13 protein-coding genes are annotated in these 17314 nt (G+C 51.7%); 10 read left to right on the top strand and 3 right to left on the bottom strand.

What is annotated here, in order from left to right:
- The first annotated feature begins 113 nt into the window (after positions 1-113).
- From ACGHM3_RS10460 to ACGHM3_RS10450, 3 genes are all read left to right on the top strand, one after another.
- Positions 114-1679 carry a cryptochrome/photolyase family protein gene (locus ACGHM3_RS10460; protein ID WP_345416989.1) on the top strand — a complete coding sequence of 522 codons (1566 nt, stop codon included), beginning with the start codon at positions 114-116 and terminating at the stop codon, positions 1677-1679.
- Between the two features lie 478 nt (positions 1680-2157).
- Positions 2158-2961, top strand: a complete 804-nt coding sequence (locus ACGHM3_RS10455; protein ID WP_345416760.1) for an enoyl-CoA hydratase-related protein — start codon at positions 2158-2160, stop codon at positions 2959-2961.
- Positions 2962-2973: 12 nt separating this feature from the next.
- The gene (locus ACGHM3_RS10450; RefSeq protein WP_345416763.1) at positions 2974-3684 is read left to right on the top strand and encodes an SDR family NAD(P)-dependent oxidoreductase; all 711 of its coding nucleotides are present in this window, start codon (positions 2974-2976) and stop codon (positions 3682-3684) included.
- A gap of 89 nt (positions 3685-3773) precedes the next feature.
- Here the strand turns inward: ACGHM3_RS10450 and ppc are convergent, their stop codons facing one another.
- Together ppc and ACGHM3_RS10440 are read right to left on the bottom strand one after the other, a co-directional pair.
- Positions 3774-6458: a phosphoenolpyruvate carboxylase gene (gene ppc / locus ACGHM3_RS10445; RefSeq protein ID WP_345416766.1), complete on the bottom strand. Its 2685-nt coding sequence runs from the start codon at positions 6456-6458 to the stop codon at positions 3774-3776.
- 179 nt (positions 6459-6637) lie between these two features.
- Entirely contained in the window at positions 6638-7222 is a 585-nt protein-coding gene (locus ACGHM3_RS10440; protein WP_345416769.1) for a phosphoribosyltransferase family protein, read from the bottom strand.
- A 193-nt stretch (positions 7223-7415) separates the two neighbouring features.
- Between ACGHM3_RS10440 and ACGHM3_RS10435 the strand changes: the two genes are divergently transcribed.
- From ACGHM3_RS10435 to ACGHM3_RS10405, 7 genes are all read left to right on the top strand, one after another.
- Positions 7416-8000 carry a phosphoribosyltransferase family protein gene (locus ACGHM3_RS10435; protein ID WP_345416772.1) on the top strand — a complete coding sequence of 195 codons (585 nt, stop codon included), beginning with the start codon at positions 7416-7418 and terminating at the stop codon, positions 7998-8000.
- A gap of 39 nt (positions 8001-8039) precedes the next feature.
- Positions 8040-8486 (top strand): thioesterase family protein, encoded by a 447-nt coding sequence (locus tag ACGHM3_RS10430; protein ID WP_345416775.1) that lies wholly within the window; start codon positions 8040-8042, stop codon positions 8484-8486.
- A 2-nt stretch (positions 8487-8488) separates the two neighbouring features.
- Positions 8489-9298: an amidohydrolase gene (locus tag ACGHM3_RS10425; RefSeq protein ID WP_345416778.1), complete on the top strand. Its 810-nt coding sequence runs from the start codon at positions 8489-8491 to the stop codon at positions 9296-9298.
- Between the two features lie 71 nt (positions 9299-9369).
- Complete coding sequence (locus tag ACGHM3_RS10420) at positions 9370-9780, top strand: TA system antitoxin ParD family protein (RefSeq protein WP_345416781.1); 411 nt, start codon at positions 9370-9372, stop codon at positions 9778-9780.
- A gap of 69 nt (positions 9781-9849) precedes the next feature.
- A complete protein-coding gene (locus tag ACGHM3_RS10415; protein WP_345416784.1) occupies positions 9850-10425 on the top strand; it encodes a zeta toxin family protein in 576 nt (191 codons plus the stop codon).
- A 671-nt stretch (positions 10426-11096) separates the two neighbouring features.
- A complete protein-coding gene (locus ACGHM3_RS10410) occupies positions 11097-12317 on the top strand; it encodes an efflux RND transporter periplasmic adaptor subunit (RefSeq protein ID WP_345416787.1) in 1221 nt (406 codons plus the stop codon).
- A 111-nt stretch (positions 12318-12428) separates the two neighbouring features.
- On the top strand, positions 12429-15602 hold the full coding sequence (locus ACGHM3_RS10405) for a multidrug efflux RND transporter permease subunit (protein ID WP_345416790.1): 3174 nt from the start codon (positions 12429-12431) through the stop codon (positions 15600-15602).
- A 106-nt stretch (positions 15603-15708) separates the two neighbouring features.
- Here ACGHM3_RS10405 and ACGHM3_RS10400 read toward each other — a convergent pair whose 3' ends face one another.
- On the bottom strand, positions 15709-17277 hold the full coding sequence (locus ACGHM3_RS10400; protein WP_345416793.1) for an alkaline phosphatase D family protein: 1569 nt from the start codon (positions 17275-17277) through the stop codon (positions 15709-15711).
- Positions 17278-17314 lie beyond the last annotated feature (37 nt).

Raw genomic sequence — 17314 nt, 5'->3', positions numbered from 1 at the left:
GTGGGCCTAATCTGAGCTCGCCCAACCTGCGTAGAGCTTTGTTTGTACTCTAATCGCGTAATTATCGTATGGCCAACTCACTTAGCAAGTCTCTGGATGTAAAACTGAGCAAAATGCACGGTTTATCATCACACTATAAAACGCTCCGGTTAATCTTAGGTGACCAACTCAACTCCAGCCACTCGTGGTTTCGAGAAAAAAGCGATACCACCCTCTACGTTATTGCGGAGCTACACCAGGAGCAAACTTACTGCCGCCATCATATACAAAAAGTGTTGGCGTTTTTTTGTGCAATGGAAAACTTCGCCGTTGCTTTGAGTGAGGCTGGCCACCACTGTTTACATCTCACGCTGGATGACACTGACGCCTACAAAACGCTGCCTGAGCTTATCACCGCGCTCATCGGCCATTTCAAAGTAGCGCACTTTGAATATCAACAGCCCGATGAACGCAGGTTAGTGCAACAATTGGATTGCTACTGCGCTGAAAGTTCATTTACCAGCGATGTTGCATCTACCCAGCATTTCTATGTAGAAGACACCACAGCGGCTGAATGGCAACTTAATTCCGGCGGCACCATGGAGCACTTCTATCGCAAAATGCGTAAACGATTTAATGTATTAGTGCATCCGGATGGAAAGCCCATTGGCGACAAATGGAACTTTGACCACGATAACCGTAACAGCCTAAGTGCGGACGACATCGATCAAATACCCAAGCCAAAGTTGTTTCGTAACGATATTGAGCAACCACTAGCCCGCATCAGAAATCATAAACTTGATGTATTTGGCGAGGTAGGCAACACACTTTCATGGCCCACCAATCGCAAACAAGCCCGCGCTTTAATGGATTATTTTTGCGAGCATTTATTGCCTAGGTTCGGCCAGTTTCAAGATGCCATGACCGATCAAAAACCGGCGTTGCAATGGAGCCTTTACCACTCCAGAATATCCTTTGCACTTAATGCAAAAATAATCTCCCCCAAAGAGGTAATTAACAAAGCCATTGCCGCCTACGACGCCGATAAAAAATCAATTCCCTTGGCTTCCCTGGAGGGGTTTGTTCGGCAAATAATTGGCTGGCGAGAATACGTGCGTTTAGTGTATTGGCAAAATAACGATTACGGAGACCATAATTATTTAAGGGCGCAAAGATCACTGCCAGAATATTTTTGGACCGGCAACACCAAAATGAATTGCCTTAAACAAGCCATTGGTCAATCTTTGGAATACGCCTACGCCCATCACATACAGCGGTTAATGGTCACCGGAAATTTCTGTCTGCTCGCTGGTATTCACCCCCAAGAAGTCGACGACTGGTACCTGGGCATTTATGTGGATGCCATAGAATGGGTAGAACAACCCAACACCCGAGGCATGAGCCAATTTGCCGACGGCGGCATCATGGCAACCAAACCCTACGCTGCCAGCGGCAATTATATTCATAAAATGAGTGACTACTGCAAAAACTGCCACTACAAGGTTAAGCAAAAAGACAGCGACGACGCCTGCCCTCTTAACAGTTTGTACTGGCATTTTTTAGATCGCCACAAAAAAACTCTGGGCGAAAATCAGCGTATGCAACTGATGTACAAGCAGTGGCATCGCAAAACCGAGGGTGAACAGAAAGCCCTGATGAAACGAGCCGAGCAGGTGTTACAAAATATTGAATCTTTATGACCTTACCTGTCCTTAATGCTAGGGCCTGTTGACACTAATTTGGCACCACTGCTGGAGGCTACGCGCCCCGGGCTACGCGCCCCGAGCATCTTCCCGTTCAACTAGGCGCCAAGCGTGAAATGTAGTGGGCCTACATGAGCGATTGGCAACAACGTTGAGCGGGAAGCTGGCTCCAGCCCTACGGGTTGAGCCAGGAAATAGCCCACTCGTTGTTGCTCACCGCTTATTTGGGCCCACCAAACTTCGCGGTTCGCGCCTAGATTGGACTATTTCCTGACTCAACAGAGGCTCCGAATTAGTGTCAACAGGCCCTAGGAAACCCCCGGACATTTCCCTGCTGTTTGCGCCCACTTGCAACTTAGGATGGTATGATGGTGGCAACCCGCGCTTGCCAAAACGTGTAGCAGGCGTAACTGCGAAGCTAAACGCCCCCGGTCATCTGTTCATAACCGGCGCGTATTATTAAATAGAGGGAAATATGTCTAATAACCAACAGCCTAATGGCCCCGTAAAGCTCAGCATTGACGGCCACATAGCCCGCATCCACTTCAACCGACCAGAGTGTCTTAACGCTGTAGACGTCGCCACGTCACAGGGCGTACTTGCTGCCGCCAAGGCCATTGCCGAACAACCAGGTATCCGCGTTATTGTGTTGTCTGGAGAGGGTCGCTCTTTTATGGCCGGTGGCGATTTGGCGGCGTTTCAGGCCGCGGGCGATGCCGCCAGCGATAAGGCACACGAAATCATCAATCCCTTGCACCAGGGGCTCAAATTACTGGCCGAACTGCCACAGCCCATCATCTCTGCCGTGCAAGGCCCCGTGGCCGGTGGCGGTATGAGTATAGCTCTGTTTGCCGATTTTGTGGTTGCCGCAGATAACACCGTGTTTAACTCGGCCTACATCAATGTGGGCAACAACGGTGATTGTTCAGGCTCCTGGAGCCTTCCGCGCCTGGTTGGCACCCGTAAAGCCATGGAAATATTGCTGCTATCCGATAATATTAGTGCAGACGAGGCTCTGGCCTTGAATTTGGTAAACCAGGTGGTGCCGCTAGATGAGCTGGGCACCGCAACTGATAAACTGGCCGGCAAGCTGGCCAAAAAAGCACCACTGGCGGTTGCCAGCACAAAAGCCCTAGTAAGAGGCAGCCACAATAATACCCTGGCGCAACAGTTGGATTTAGAAGAACAGTACTTTGCCAAAAACGCAGGCAGTAAGGATTTTTCTGAAGCCATTAACGCCTTCTTTGAAAAACGTAAGCCAGAATTTACTGGCGAGTAAACAAGGTACAGCATGAGCAACAAACAATTGGTCGTCGTTACTGGCGGCACTAAAGGCATTGGACGATCCGCCTTGGAAGCCTTTGGCCAACAGGGCTACGATCTGTTCACCTGCGCTCGCAACCAGGCCGATTTAGACGAGCTAAAATCAGCACTGGAAGGTAAATTCGATATTTGTGTGCACACCCTAGCCGCCGATTTAAGCCAACATGAAGCCGTAGTCGCTTTTGCCGATGCCGTGTTAGCCCTGAACCAAAGTGTTGCCGTACTGGTGAATAACACCGGAGTATTTTTGCCCGGCGAAATTCACACCGAACCAGAGGGCAACCTAGAGCAGCAAATTAATACCAATGTGTATTCTGCCTATCACCTGTCGCGCAAAATCATTCCGCTTCTAAAACAGCAGGGACACGGCTATATTTTTAATATTTGCAGCACGGCCTCTATTACCGCCTATACCAATGGCGGTTCTTACTGCATCAGCAAGTACGCGCTGTACGGCTTTAGTAAAGTGCTGCGTGAAGAACTAAAACCTTTTGGTATTCGTGTGTCCTCGGTAATGCCAGGGGCGACACTCACCAACAGCTGGGCGGGTACCGATCTTCCCGAAGATCGCTTTATGCCGCCAGAAGATGTTGCCGCCATGATGCTCAGCGCGTTTAATTTAAGTCCAAGATCCGTGGTGGAAGACATTTTAATGCGCCCTCAGCTGGGCGATTTATAAACTTTTTAGCCCTCAGCAAAAAGCCCGCAGTGCATAGGCACTGCGGGCTTCTTTTTCAAAGGTAAAAGAGTAAAGATAAGAGAGAAAATCTAACCCGTATTACGCAAACCGGCGGCGACGCCGGCGATGGTAACCATAAGGGCTTTTTCCAATACCGTACCACCACACACTTCGCCGCACTCACGGGAGCGGCGCAGTAACTCAACCTGCAAAATGTTCAGCGGGTCAATGTAGGGGTTACGAATTTTAATGGAGGCCTTCAGTTGCGGGTCGCTTTCCATCAAGCGATGGGACGGCACCAACTCAACCAACTGATGGATAGAGTTGGCCAGCCTGCCACGTAAAGCCTCACCCCAATGGCGCTGATCCTCTGGCACCAGGTGCTGGTCGTAGAGGCTTGCCAACCAAGGTTCGGTTTTAGCAAACACCATTTCCAACATGGATAAACGCGTGCGGAAAAACGGCCACTGCTCAAACATCTCTAGCAGCACGGGCTCGAACTCTTGGCGGGCTTTTTCCAGTGCTTCACCGGTTCCCAGCCATGCCGGTAGCATCATACGGCTTTGCGACCAGGCAAAAATCCAGGGAATAGCACGCAGTGTTTCTACGCCACCACCAGGCTTACGCTTAGTAGGACGCGAACCCAACGGCAATTTACCCAGCTCTTGCTCGGGTGTTGCGGCTCGGAAGTACGGCACAAACGAGGGATCTTCTCTTACGATGCCGCGGTAAACCGCACAGGAACTTTCGCTTAGGTTATCCATAACCTCGCGCCAGGATGGCTTGGGTTTTGGAGGCGGCAGCAGGTTACCTTCTAAAATAGCGGCGCTAAACCGAGACATGGACTGCACCGCCAGGTCGGTAAGGCCGTATTTAAAGCGAATCATTTCGCCCTGCTCAGTGACACGTAAGCCGCCAGCCAAGCTACCGGGTGGTTGTGATAAGAGCGCACTGTGAGCAGGCGCACCACCACGGCCAACGGTGCCACCACGGCCATGGAACAATACTAATTTGATGTCGTATTTTTGGGCTAGATTAACCAACGCCTCTTGCGCACGGTATTGCGCCCAACCGGCGGCGAAGAAGCCGGCGTCTTTGGCGGAATCCGAGTAGCCAATCATGACGTGCTGCTGGCCTTGCAAGTAGCCGCGATACCAATCGCTTTTGAACAGCTCGCCGATCACCGACTCAGAGCGATTAAGGTCATCTAGGGTTTCGAATAAGGGCGCCACCGACATGGGGTACTGACAGCCACATTCACGTAACAGCAGTTGCACCGCCAGCACATCGGAGGCGTACTTAGCCATGGAGATGATGTAGATACCCAAGGCTCCTGGGTCAGTTTGGGCGATGAGACGGCAGGTGGCAACCACCTCGGCCACGGATTCCGATGGCTGCCAGTCGGCGGGAATAAGCGGCCGGCGTGAGTTCAGCTCGGTTAGCAGAAAGCTTTGTTTGTTTTGCTCGGTCCATTGGGCGTAATCGCCGATGCCCAGATAACGAGTTAATTCAGAGAGCACTTCAGTGTGGCGTTCACTGTCTTGGCGGATATCCAGTTTTACCATGGGCGCGCCAAAGGCGTAGACCCGCCAAAGCGTATCGCGCAGCAACCCGTTAGCTACGTTTTCCAAGCCGGTTTCCATCAACGAGCGATGGCACAGCTCCAATGGCTCCAGCAATTGCGCAGTGTGGGTAACAACGTCTCGCGCTCGGCTGTTGCTGTCGCCTTTCAATACTGCTGTGAGGCAATCTCGGGTTTCGTGGATGTCGTCACGTAGTTTGCGCAACAAATCCCGGTAGGGTTCGGAAGTTTCGCCCACCACCAAGCGCAGTTCTTCGCTGCAATTGACTATGGATAATTCACTGCACAATTTTTCTACGTCGCGCAGGTACAAATCCATGGCCATCCAGCGGCTGGAATAGAGCACCTCTTTGGAGACTTCAGCGGTAACAAAGGGGTTGCCATCGCGGTCGCCGCCCATCCAAGAAACAAAAGACAGCGGCATCCAATCGCGTGGCATGGAAAATTCAGTTTCTTGTTCAACCATCTTGTGCAGGCGGCGCATAAACTTGGGCACCGCGTACCACAAGGAGCTTTCAAACACCGAAAAGCCCCACTTGGCTTCGTCTACCGGCGTTGGCCTGCGCTCGCGGATTTCATCGGTGTGCCACGCCTGGGCCACCAAATCGCCAATACGTTCGATGATTTCGTCTTTTTGCTCTTCATCCTGGGCGCCCTTCAGTGCTCCCAGGCAATCGGTTAACAGTTGATGTTTTTGTATCAGCGTTCTGCGTGAAACCTCGGTGGGGTGCGCGGTAAATACCAACTCGATGGACAACTCTTGCAACCCTTGCTGCAAATCCACGGAGCTGACTTCGGTTTTACTGCGCTGCAAAAATGTGCGCAATACGTCTTCTCCGCCGTGGGCTAGGTCGTGGCTGGGGTCAATGGATTGGTACTGTTCCGCAATATTGGCAAGGTTCAAAAACTGATTGAAAGCCCGGGCCACAATAAGCATTTGCTCGTCGGACAAGGACGTTAACAGCTGGGTTAGATCTTCCCGGGCAGCGGCTTCTTCCTTGCGCGAGGCCACAGCAATTTTACGAATGGACTCTACTTGCTCAAGTACCTCATCGCCGTGGGCTTGGCTTATGGTTTGGCCCAGAACACGGCCCAAAAGACGGATGTTATCGCGCACTGAATCGGCAGTGGCTTCGGCTTTAAAACCGGTTCCTACTGGTTCAGACGTCGGTAATTTAGTTGTAACAGTCATAGTTCTCCCCTGGCATAAAGTTACATAAGGCCTGTTGCGACGTGTGATCAGCGGTAAATAGTCATTATAAGAATTGTGAGTACGCAAACGCTGCCCTGCGCTAATTACGTACTTTGTATGGCGAGATAAAACCGTGGCAGCGAGCCGCCGTTGTGCTTCTACTCTTTATTTGGGCATGTTTACTTTTTATCCAAAATGGGCTTCAGTGTTGCATAAAGCTTAGGCCTATTGGCGGCAATCTCTGCCACGGTAAGCCCTTCTAGCGAGTAGGGAAACTTCAACCACTGTTGTGTGGTGTGAATGTAGTAATCCGGTTCTCGCTTGGTCAGATTGGATTTAGGCTTATAGTAAGGCACTGCGACCCGAATGTCATCGGGGCAATTTTTTCTGGCGCGACTCTTAAGCTCTGTGATGAGTGCATCGATGGTGCGGCCGGTGTCAAAAACATCGTCCACGATTAACAACGGGTCATCGTGATTGATGTTTTTCAGCAAGTAGGTCAAATCATGAATTTGAATGTTATCACTGCGCTCACCTATGCCGGAGTACGAAGACGTGCGAATGGCGATGTGGTCGGATTGGCAGCCGCCATAGCAGTCGATGAACTCCTGCACCGCCACGCCTATAGGTGCCCCACCGCGCCACAGGGCAATAATCACTTTAGGCCGAAACCCACTGGCCAGTACCTTGGCACCGAGCTCATAGGAATCTTGCAGTAATTGCTGAGATGAAATGTAAAGCTTGTCTACAGCCGGTTTTTCCACGATGACTCCTATTAACCTACTACTGTTAACCTACTACTATTAACTTACTTACTAAATGCCACGCTAAGCAGCACGAATAGTATGCAGGTGCGCCGCGCCATCAGAATACAATTGTTGGCGCATCAGTCAAATATTGTATATTCTCGCAGGCTCCCCCGCTTTGCAATGCACCCACTCAGTTTTAATAATGCCTATGATTAAGCAATTTCTCAGCGCAGAAGATGTATTGGTAGACAGCTACAAGCTTGCGGCAAAAATCTATAACAGCGGTTTTCGGCCAGATTTCATTGTTGGCTTGTGGCGTGGCGGCAGCCCCATCGGCATCGCTGTGCAAGATTGCCTGGAGTATCTCGGTGTAGCCACGGACCATATTTCCATTCGTACCTCCTACCGTGGCCTAAGCAGCTACCAGAGCATGGTAGAGCAGCACGAGAATATTCGAGTGCATGGCACGCAATACCTGCTAGACCGGCTAGAATCCCATCACAAATTGCTGCTGGTGGACGACGTTTACAGCACTGGGCTGAATTTAGACGCCGTTATCCGTAGGCTTAGCAGTAAAACGCGGCGTAATATGCCGCAAGATGTACGAATTGCTGCGCTTTGGTACAAACCCAACCGAGTGCGGGTAGAACGAACTCCAGACTACTATTTGCACACCACCGACGATTGGCTGGTATTGCCCTACGAATTAGACGGCCTCAGTGAGCAGGAAATCCAAGCCCATAAACCGTTTGCCAGTGATTTGATAGCGCGCTACAACCTTAAGCAGCCGTAAAACCTCGCTGGTAACAGATTGCCACCGATAAGGAACCCCATGACCAAACTGGAAGAATTTTTAGCCAACACCCCTTTCACCACCGAGCGCAAAGTCTATTGGGGTGAAATGGACGCCATGCAGCATGTGAACAACACCCAGTATTTTCGTTACTTCGAAGACCTGCGCACGGATTTTTCTGAGCAGCAGACCAGTAAAGTGCAATCCCCGGAGTTTAATCCGGTGGTTGCCGAAATAAACTGCCGGTTTTTAGCGGCAATTCACTATCCAGACTTGCTGTACCTAGGGCTTAGCATTGAGCACATTGGCAACAGCCAGGTAATACACCGTTACGACATCTTCAGCACCCAGCAGTCCGCCGTTGTGGCAACAGGCGTTGCCAGAATGGTCAATATCGACCTAGCCAGCGGCAAAAAACAAACCCTGCCGGATACCCATAAAGCCCTGTTCGCTAAATTTATGAAGCCCGAAGCCCGTGAGCAGTAAAAGTGAGCGATAAAGTAGCGGGCCAACTGCGAGTCAGCCTGGTGCAAACCGATTTGGCTTGGCATCAACCGGAGGCGAACAGGCAGCAACTGCAAGGGAAATTGGCGCACTTAGCCGGTAAAACCGATTTAATCGTGCTACCTGAAATGTTTACCTCTGGGTTTACCACCGAGCCAGACCGCCTTAATAGCGAGAACAAAAACGACAACTCCCCCACCCTAGTTTGGATGCAGCAGCAAGCGCGTGACTTGAACGCCGCGGTTACTGGCAGCACGGTGTACCAAACGGACCAAGGCAACCTAAACCGCCTGTGGTTTGTTACCCCCCAAGGCGACACCTACCACTACGACAAAGTGCATTTGTTTAGAATCGCAGACGAGCATCTGCGTTATCTGCCCGGCCAACAACGTGTTGTGGTGAATTACCTGGGTTGGCGGCTATTGCTCACCGTTTGCTACGACCTCCGCTTCCCCGTGTTTTGCCGCAATTGCAACGATTACGATGCAATGCTCTGCGTGGCCAGTTGGCCATCCTCGCGCCGTCAACCCTGGCGTACCCTGCTCCAAGCCCGCGCCATGGAAAACCTCAGCTATGTGGTGGGTGTAAACCGAATTGGAGAAGATGGCAAAGGCTGGCACTACAGCGGTGATTCCCTGGCCGTGAGCTTCGACGGCAACTTACTGGTTGACCAGCCCCAGGGCGAGGCGTTTATCCGCACGGTTAGTCTGGAACACCAAGCCCTGGAGGAATTCCGTGCCAAGTTCCCCGCTTGGATGGACGCCGATAGCTTTGAACTTACCTTAAAACAATAGCTCAAACAGTTGTAGCATTCTGCTACACTCAATGGTAACCTGTTCAAACCTTAACCAGCCGGAGTTTAGTTATGGCTAAAGCATCGTCTCCTGTACGTTTACAAGCCGATTTGATGGAAGAAGCCAAGCGCAGTGGCCAGCTGAGCCATCGTAGCGCTGCAGAGCAGGTCGAATATTGGGCCAGTATCGGTAGAACCGTAGGCAATCTGCTAACGCCGGATGCCCTACTGGCGGTGCGCACGGGTTTGGCCAAAATATCCATTGAGCCAGTAGCCGGACAAGCGGTTAACCCCAACGATGTCCTCGCCAACCTGGCCAGCCAACGCAGCAGTGGGCAACTGAGCAAGTCTATCAGCCAGGGCCGCACCAAGTACCAAGCCAGCGCACACCACCCAGGTTTGCTAGAGAAAATAGACGCCGATGGCTCGGTAACCCTGGGGCAGTTCTCCAATGGCGTATTTGAGCCCATGAACGCCGCATAACGGCTGCAATTTTATTGCCCGCGGCTGACTCCTAGCTAATAGTTCTCCCCTTAATAATTCGCCCCTTATATGAAACAACTTTGGCTATTGGCCGGCGGTAACGGCGCCGGCAAGAGCACATTCTATCGCACGCAACTGGAGCCGCTGGGTCTGCCGTTCGTTAATGCGGATCTCATCGCCAAAGAATATTTCCCCGAGGCACCGGAATCGTTCAGTTACGATGCGGCCAAAATCGCCGAAGAAATACGCAATCAACTATTATTGGATGGCCGTAGTTTTTGCTTTGAAACCGTGTTCTCCCACCCCTCCAAGATCGACTTTCTGGGCCGCGCCAAGGCCATGGAATTTGAGATTATTCTGGTCTTTGTTCATCTACAGTCTTCGCAGTTAAACAAAGCCCGGGTGTCACAACGTGTGGTTGAGGGCGGGCATTTTGTGCCAGACGATAAAGTCGACCAACGCATACCCAGAACGCTGGTCAACGTTCACCAAGCGGCGGCGTTATGTGACCAGGTAATGCTGTTTGATAACTCTTACGTCGATGAGCCATTTCAATTAAAGGCACGCCTAGAACAGCAACAAGTAACCTACCTTGAGCACCCCGTAGATGATTGGGTGCGCCAGGTTTTGGGAGATTTTCTCTAGGGCCTGTTGACACTAATTCGGAGCCTCTGTTGAGTCAGGAAATAGTCCAATCTAGGCGCGAACCGCGAAGTTTGGTGGGCCCAAATAAGCGGTGAGCAACAACGAGTGGGCTATTTCCTGGCTCAACCCATAGGGCTGGAGCCAGCTTCCCGCTCAACGTTGTTGCCAATCGCTCATGTAGGCCCACTACATTTCACGCTTGGCGCCTAGTTGAACGGGAAGATGGTCTCCAGCAGTGGTGCCAAATTAGTGTCAACAGGCCCTAGGGTGCTGCATTGGGCGCCTTATTTAAAGGACCATATTAGTTACCCCATTGAAGGTTTTCGGCTTGTAGTGCGCGCATTGAATTAGAGTGCGCGCATCGAATAATAATGTGCACAGCATGGTTGTTTTCTACTCAAGCTGTCTCTTTTTTCATCAATCCGCCAATTCGATGTCCACGCTTGGACCCACTACTTTAGTATCCGTGAGCAATATTCATAAAACCAATCAGTAAAAGTCACACCCTGATTGGATAGATTTGTTTTACACTATGTCTTTATAAGAAGTCGCTATCAGACCAACCTAATAATAACCCCCTGCTTATACCCTTATTTCGCTACCGCACGCTGTGGCACAGCGCGCTATTAGCTCGTGCACGCAAAAACTACACGGATGGAGGAATCGACCCCGTGAGAAACACTCTGGTTTCACTGTTTACACTGTTGAGCCTAACGCTTGTCTCCTGCAACCCCTTGGAACAAGCGACTCAGTCTTCCAACGCGCCCAAACCACCCGAGGTGGACGTCGCCCAGCCTGAAAAACGTACCATCACCGAGTGGGATGAATTCACCGGCCGCTTTGAGGCGGTGCAACGAGTGGATATCCGCGCTCGAGTCTCAGGCTACTTGGTAGAGCAAAAATTCCGCGACGGTCAAATGGTGAGCAAAGGCGACGTGCTGTTTGTGGTGGATCCTCGCTCCTTCCAATACGACTTAAACCGCGCCCAAGCGGAATACAATTTAGCCAAGAAAGCGTTTGATCGAGTGGCGGATTTGCGTAAAACACAGTCCGTCGCCATCGAAACCTACGACCAGCGCAAGCAAGAGATGGACGTTGCCCTGGCCGCATTAGAGGAAGCTAAGCTAAACGTGGATTTTACCGAAGTCAAAGCGCCCATAGACGGCCGCATCAGTGACGCCTTTGTCGACATCGGCAACTTGGTAGAAGCCAACGGCACACTGCTAACGCGCATCGTTTCGGTAGATCCAATTCACTTTGAGTTCGAAGGTTCGCAAGCAGACTTACTCAAATACCTGCGTATGGACCAAGCCGGCACTCGGCCCAGTAGCCGCAACAACCCCAATCCGATTTATATTAAATTATTGGACGAAGACACCTTTGAGCACGGCGGCCGTATGGACTTTTTGGATAACACCTTAGATGCCAGCACTGGCACCATTACCGGCCGCGCTCTGGTAGAAAACCGAGCCGGCGTTATTTACCCCGGTCTGTTTGGCCGCGCGCGCTTGTTCAGTGGCGAGCGTGAAGGTGCCCTACTGCTGCCAGAAAAAGCCATTGCCACCGACCAAAACCGCAAATACGTCTACGTTGTAAACGACGAAAACAAAGCTGAGCGCGTGTACGTTGAGGTTGGCCGACTACTGGAAAACGGTTTTATCGTTATTGAAGACGGCCTAACCGGTGATGAGCGAATCGTCGTCAACGGAATTCAGCGCATCCGTATGCCGCAGCAACCGGTAACACCAGTGGACACGGAATTACAATGGGCGGAACTAACCGACGTACCCCAGGCCAGCGTAATACCCAGCTTAGACGAAATCCGTAATCCACCGCCCCAGGCCGCAGTGCTAGACGTCGACACTGAGCAAGACCTCACCCTGGCAAACTAGTGCGTATCTAACGACCAAGATCGTGGCGCGGTGCACTAGCTTTTATTTTGTTGCCGCAAAACGGCAGGAATGTCGTTTCAGGATGAACACCAACTTAGACACGGAATCCCTGTGAAATTTGCTAAATTTTTTATTGATCGCCCGATTTTTGCCAGCGTAATCGCGATTATTACCATGATTGTAGGTGCGATATCTTTCTTTTCGCTCCCCGTTGAACAGTACCCCAAACTGGCACCGCCAACCATCCAGGTAACGGCCAACTACCCCGGCGCTACCGCCGAAACCGTAGCAGAAACGGTGGCCACCCCCATTGAGCAAGAAATGAACGGGGTTGAGGGCATGTTGTACATGTACTCTCAGTCTACCTCCGACGGCCGCATGACCTTAACCATTACCTTTGAGCAAGGCACGGATATCGACTCGGCTCAGGTGCTGGTACAAAACCGGGTGGCAACCGCCGAGCCTCGCCTACCGCAAACGGTTCGCACCGTGGGTATTAGCACCCGTAAAAGTACGCCGGATTTAATGCTGGTGGTGAATTTATTTTCGCCCGATGGCACCTACGATCAGACCTACATTGGCAACTATGCAGCACTCAATATTCAAGACCGCTTGCGCCGCATCAACGGCATTGGCGACACGCGCATATTCGGCGCCGCTGCCTACGCCATGCGAGTTTGGCTCGACCCGGATCTGATCAACTACTACGGCCTCAGTGCCGGTGACGTGTTAACCGCTCTGCGCAACCAAAACGTGCAAGTCGCCGGCGGCACACTCAACCAGTCGCCAACGCCTCAAGGCGGTTATTTTCAGTACACCATTCAAACCCAGGGGCGTTTGCAGTCCATCGAGGAATTTAACAGCATCATCGTTAAAACCAACGACGATGGCCGCATTGTGCGTCTGCGCGATGTGGCGCGGTTGGAACTGGGCGCACAGGAATACATTACCCGCGGCTACCTTGGCGAAAATCCCGCAGTGGCGATTCCGGTATACCAACAACCGGGATCCAATGCACTGGATACCTCAGCCGCCGTTATTGCTGAAATGGAAGACATCGCCGAGGACTTCCCGCCCGGTTTAAGTTACAAAATTGGCTACAACCCTACGGAGTTTATCGAGCAGTCCATCAGCGCCGTAGAACACACCGTGCTGGAAGCCGTGGTGCTAGTAGTGGCCGTCATTATTTTGTTTTTGCAAACCTGGCGAGCGGCCATTATCCCTATTTTGGCGATACCCATTTCCCTAATTGGCACCTTTGCGGTGATGAATGCGCTGGGCTTCTCCCTTAACAACCTCACATTGTTCGGGTTAGTGCTGGCCATTGGTATCGTTGTGGACGACGCTATCGTGGTGGTGGAGAACATGGAGCGTAATATGCGCGACGGGCTTTCGCCCAAAGACGCAGCGCGCAAAACCATGGACGAGGTAGGCTCGGCACTGGTAGCCATTGGTTTAGTACTGGTTGCTGTGTTTCTGCCCACGGCGTTCCTGGGCGGAATTTCCGGCAAATTCTACCAGGCGTTTGGTATTACCATCGCGGTAGCCACGGTAATTTCGGTGGGGGTTTCGCTCACGTTGTCCCCAGCGTTGGCTGCCATTTTAATGAAACCCCACGATGACAATGCCCACAAAAAGCAGAATTGGTTAATGAAGCCATTCACGCTGTTTTTTAACAAATTCAACCAGGGCATGGATGGCTTATCCAACAAATACGGCAAGCTCACCAAGTCACTGGTGCACAAAGTCGCTATGGTGTGCATTGTTTACGTCGGTTTAATGCTGTTAACCGCGTTCCAATTCAGCCGAGTACCCACTGGCTTTATCCCCCAGCAAGACCAAGGCTTTTTGATTATTGCATTGCAACTACCAGAGAGCGCCTCGCTGGACGAAACAGACCAGGTGATACAACAAGCGGTCTCTAAATTATTGGCCATCGATGGTATTGCCAATAGCGTTGGCTTTGCCGGTTTCCACGCGGCCACGCGCAGTATCTCCTCCAACGCCGCTGCGGTGTTTGCGGTAATGGATTCGTTCGAGGACCGGGCCGCCAAAGGCATTAAATTTGAAACAATCTTGGCTAACGCCCAAAGAGAAATCGCCAGTATCAAAGAGGCGTTTGGCGTGGTTATTACACCACCACCGGTGCGAGGTATAGGCGACGCCGGAGGTTTCCGCATGATGATTCAAGACCGCGGCGGCCGCGGCTTGGCAACATTACAGGAATCGGTCATGGCCATGGCACAGGCGGCCAACAGCCCCGATTACCCAGCAACGACTCAAACCCGCTCCTTCTTTAACATCAATACGCCGCAAATCTATTTGGATATCGACCGGGAAAAAGCCCAGCGCTTGAACGTTAGTACCGACAGCATTTTTGAAGCACTGGAGGTATTTATTGGCTCATCCTACGTTAACGATTTTAACTACCTTGGCCGTACCTACCGAGTTACCGCCCAAGCCGACGCGCCCTATCGCTTAACCGCCGATGACGCCCTGCGCATTCGAGTGCGTAGCAATAGTGGCGAGATGGTACCCTTAGGCTCGGTGGCCACCATTGAAGATACCGCCGGCCCTTCCCGCGTGCCGCGCTATAACCTGTACCCTTCTGCGGCATTGATGGGCGATTCATCTCCGGGCTTTAGCTCGGGCGAGGCGCTGGATACCATGGAGCGCATCGCCGATGCAATCTTGCCCGATGGCATCGACTACGAATGGACTGACCTTGCCTACCAGCAGAAAAACTCCGCCGATTCCACCTATGTGGCTATGCTGTTGGCGGTGGTATTTGTGTTCTTGTTACTGGCTGCGCAATACGAAAGCTGGACACTGCCCATTGCCATTATTTTAATTGTACCCATGTGCTTGTTGTCCGCCGTGAGCGGTATCAGCCTACTGGGTATGGATAACAACATTCTTACGCAAATTGGCTTTATTGTGCTCATTGGACTGGCGTCCAAAAACGCCATCTTGATTGTCGAATTCGCCCGCGATCTTGAAGCCCAAGGCCGCAACACCTGGGAGGCCGCGGTAGAAGCCGCACGCCTGCGTCTGCGCCCAATTCTAATGACCTCACTGGCGTTTATTCTGGGTGTAGTGCCGTTGGTGTTATCCAGCGGTGCGGGTGCCGAGATGCGCCAGGCACTGGGAGTGGCGGTATTCTTCGGCATGATTGGGGTAACCTTCTTTGGCTTGATCTTTACCCCAGTGTTCTATGTGTTGTGCCGAAAGCTGGCACTGTTTGGCAAGAAGCCGGCCGCAGAGACTGCGTTACCTGAGTCTTAAACGCACCGAAATTTTTGGCTCTATCGCAAAAAACCGCAGTCTCTACTGCGGTTTTTTGCGTTTGTGGGCGATCTACTCTCTTCGATAACTAGTCTAGTGCCCTTGGTTAGTCTAGTGCCGGTACGGGATCTAGCCGCTGACTAAACACCTCTTTGCCGTCGATGTCTTTTAAGCTGGCGGTAAGCTGTTGCGATTCTTGGTCGATTTTAATATCACCGTAAAATTGAAAACCAGACAGCGGCGAGTAGTTTGGCCCCGGCGGATACTTGTGAAATACCACTTCTGGGCCGAAGGTGTTATCCAGCTTATTGGGGCCAAATGCACCGGCATTGAGTGGCCCGGCGACAAATTCCCAAAAGGGGTTAAAGTCTTTAAATACGGCGTTTTCGGGCGAGTATTTGTGCGCCGCGCAATAGTGTACGTCTGCCGTTAACCAAACCAAATTATGAATACTGTTACGCTTAATAAAGCGTAGCAATTGTGCCATTTCCAGTTCACGCCCCACGGGCTCGCCATCACCATTGGCTAGGTTTTCGAATTTATCATCGCCGTCGGGCACCAATAATCCAATGGGCATATCGGCGGCGATGACCTTCCAGGTAGCGGTTGACTGCAAAAGCGATTGCTGTAACCAATGCAGCTGATCATGCCCTAAAAAGGCTGTCTCCGGCCCGGGTTTGACCTGCTGATTGTCGCTATTGGGCCCGCGATAGCTGCGCATGTCGATTACGAATAAATCCAATAACGGGCCGTGGGAAATTTTGCGATACACTCGGCTTTGTTCTACCGCGCTAAAGGGCCGCATGGGGGAATATTCCAAAAACGCAGTGCTCGCACGGGCCACCAGCGCGGGGATATTTTTTTCGCTAAAGCGGCTATCCTCAGTTAAATCTTTAGCGCTGGACCAATTATTCACCACCTCGTGGTCATCCCATTGCCAAATCTGCGGCACACTGCGGTTAAACGCTAGTACGTTTTCATCCAGCATGTTGTACTTATAACGGCCACGGAATTCTCCTAGGGTTTCGGCCACCTTGGAGACGTCTTCGGTCACAATATTGCGCCACACTTGCCCGTTTTCCGCCGTTTGCGTGGCGCTGATGGGACCATCCGCATAGATGGTATCGCCACTGTGAATAAAGAAATCTGGCGATTCGTTTAACATACTGCGGTAAATTCGCATGCCGCCGATATCTGGATTGATGCCGTAGCCCTGGCCGGCAGTATCGCCGGACCACAAAAAGTGCAGGCTGCGGCTGTTATTGTGCGGCGCCGTGGTAAAACTGCCCTGGACTGGCGCACTCATTACCCGCTCATTGGATAAATCCTGAAAACGCACCCGCACATAAACCTGTCTATCTGGTTGTAAGCCTTGCAAATCAATCCGAGCGGTATGATCGCTGGTGGCCAACGCATAGGGGCCGCGTAACGTCTCAAATTGATGAAAAGAAGGCGTATAGCTGTAGTCTACCCACATCCGGGCTGGGCGATCGCTACGCGACCAAACAATACCCTGGTTTGCGTTTACGTCACCAAACTGCAATCCTTGCTGTATTTGAGGCCGCGCACCGTCTCGGCGCACTATGCCCCAGGCATAATTAGGTAAGGTGGTTGCTAGCCCCGCGCCAGTCAAAACACTGCCAGCATGCTTAATAAAACGACGCCGGTCACTCATCCAACTTCTCCCATATCGACTTTCACTGTATTATCAG

Origin of the sequence: Halioxenophilus aromaticivorans, from assembly GCF_042850945.1 — a bacterium.
GTDB classification, from domain to species: Bacteria; Pseudomonadota; Gammaproteobacteria; order Pseudomonadales; family Cellvibrionaceae; genus Halioxenophilus; species Halioxenophilus aromaticivorans.
The sequence above is the reverse complement of the archived record's forward strand: the minus strand, read 5'-3'. Positions and strand labels throughout refer to the sequence as shown.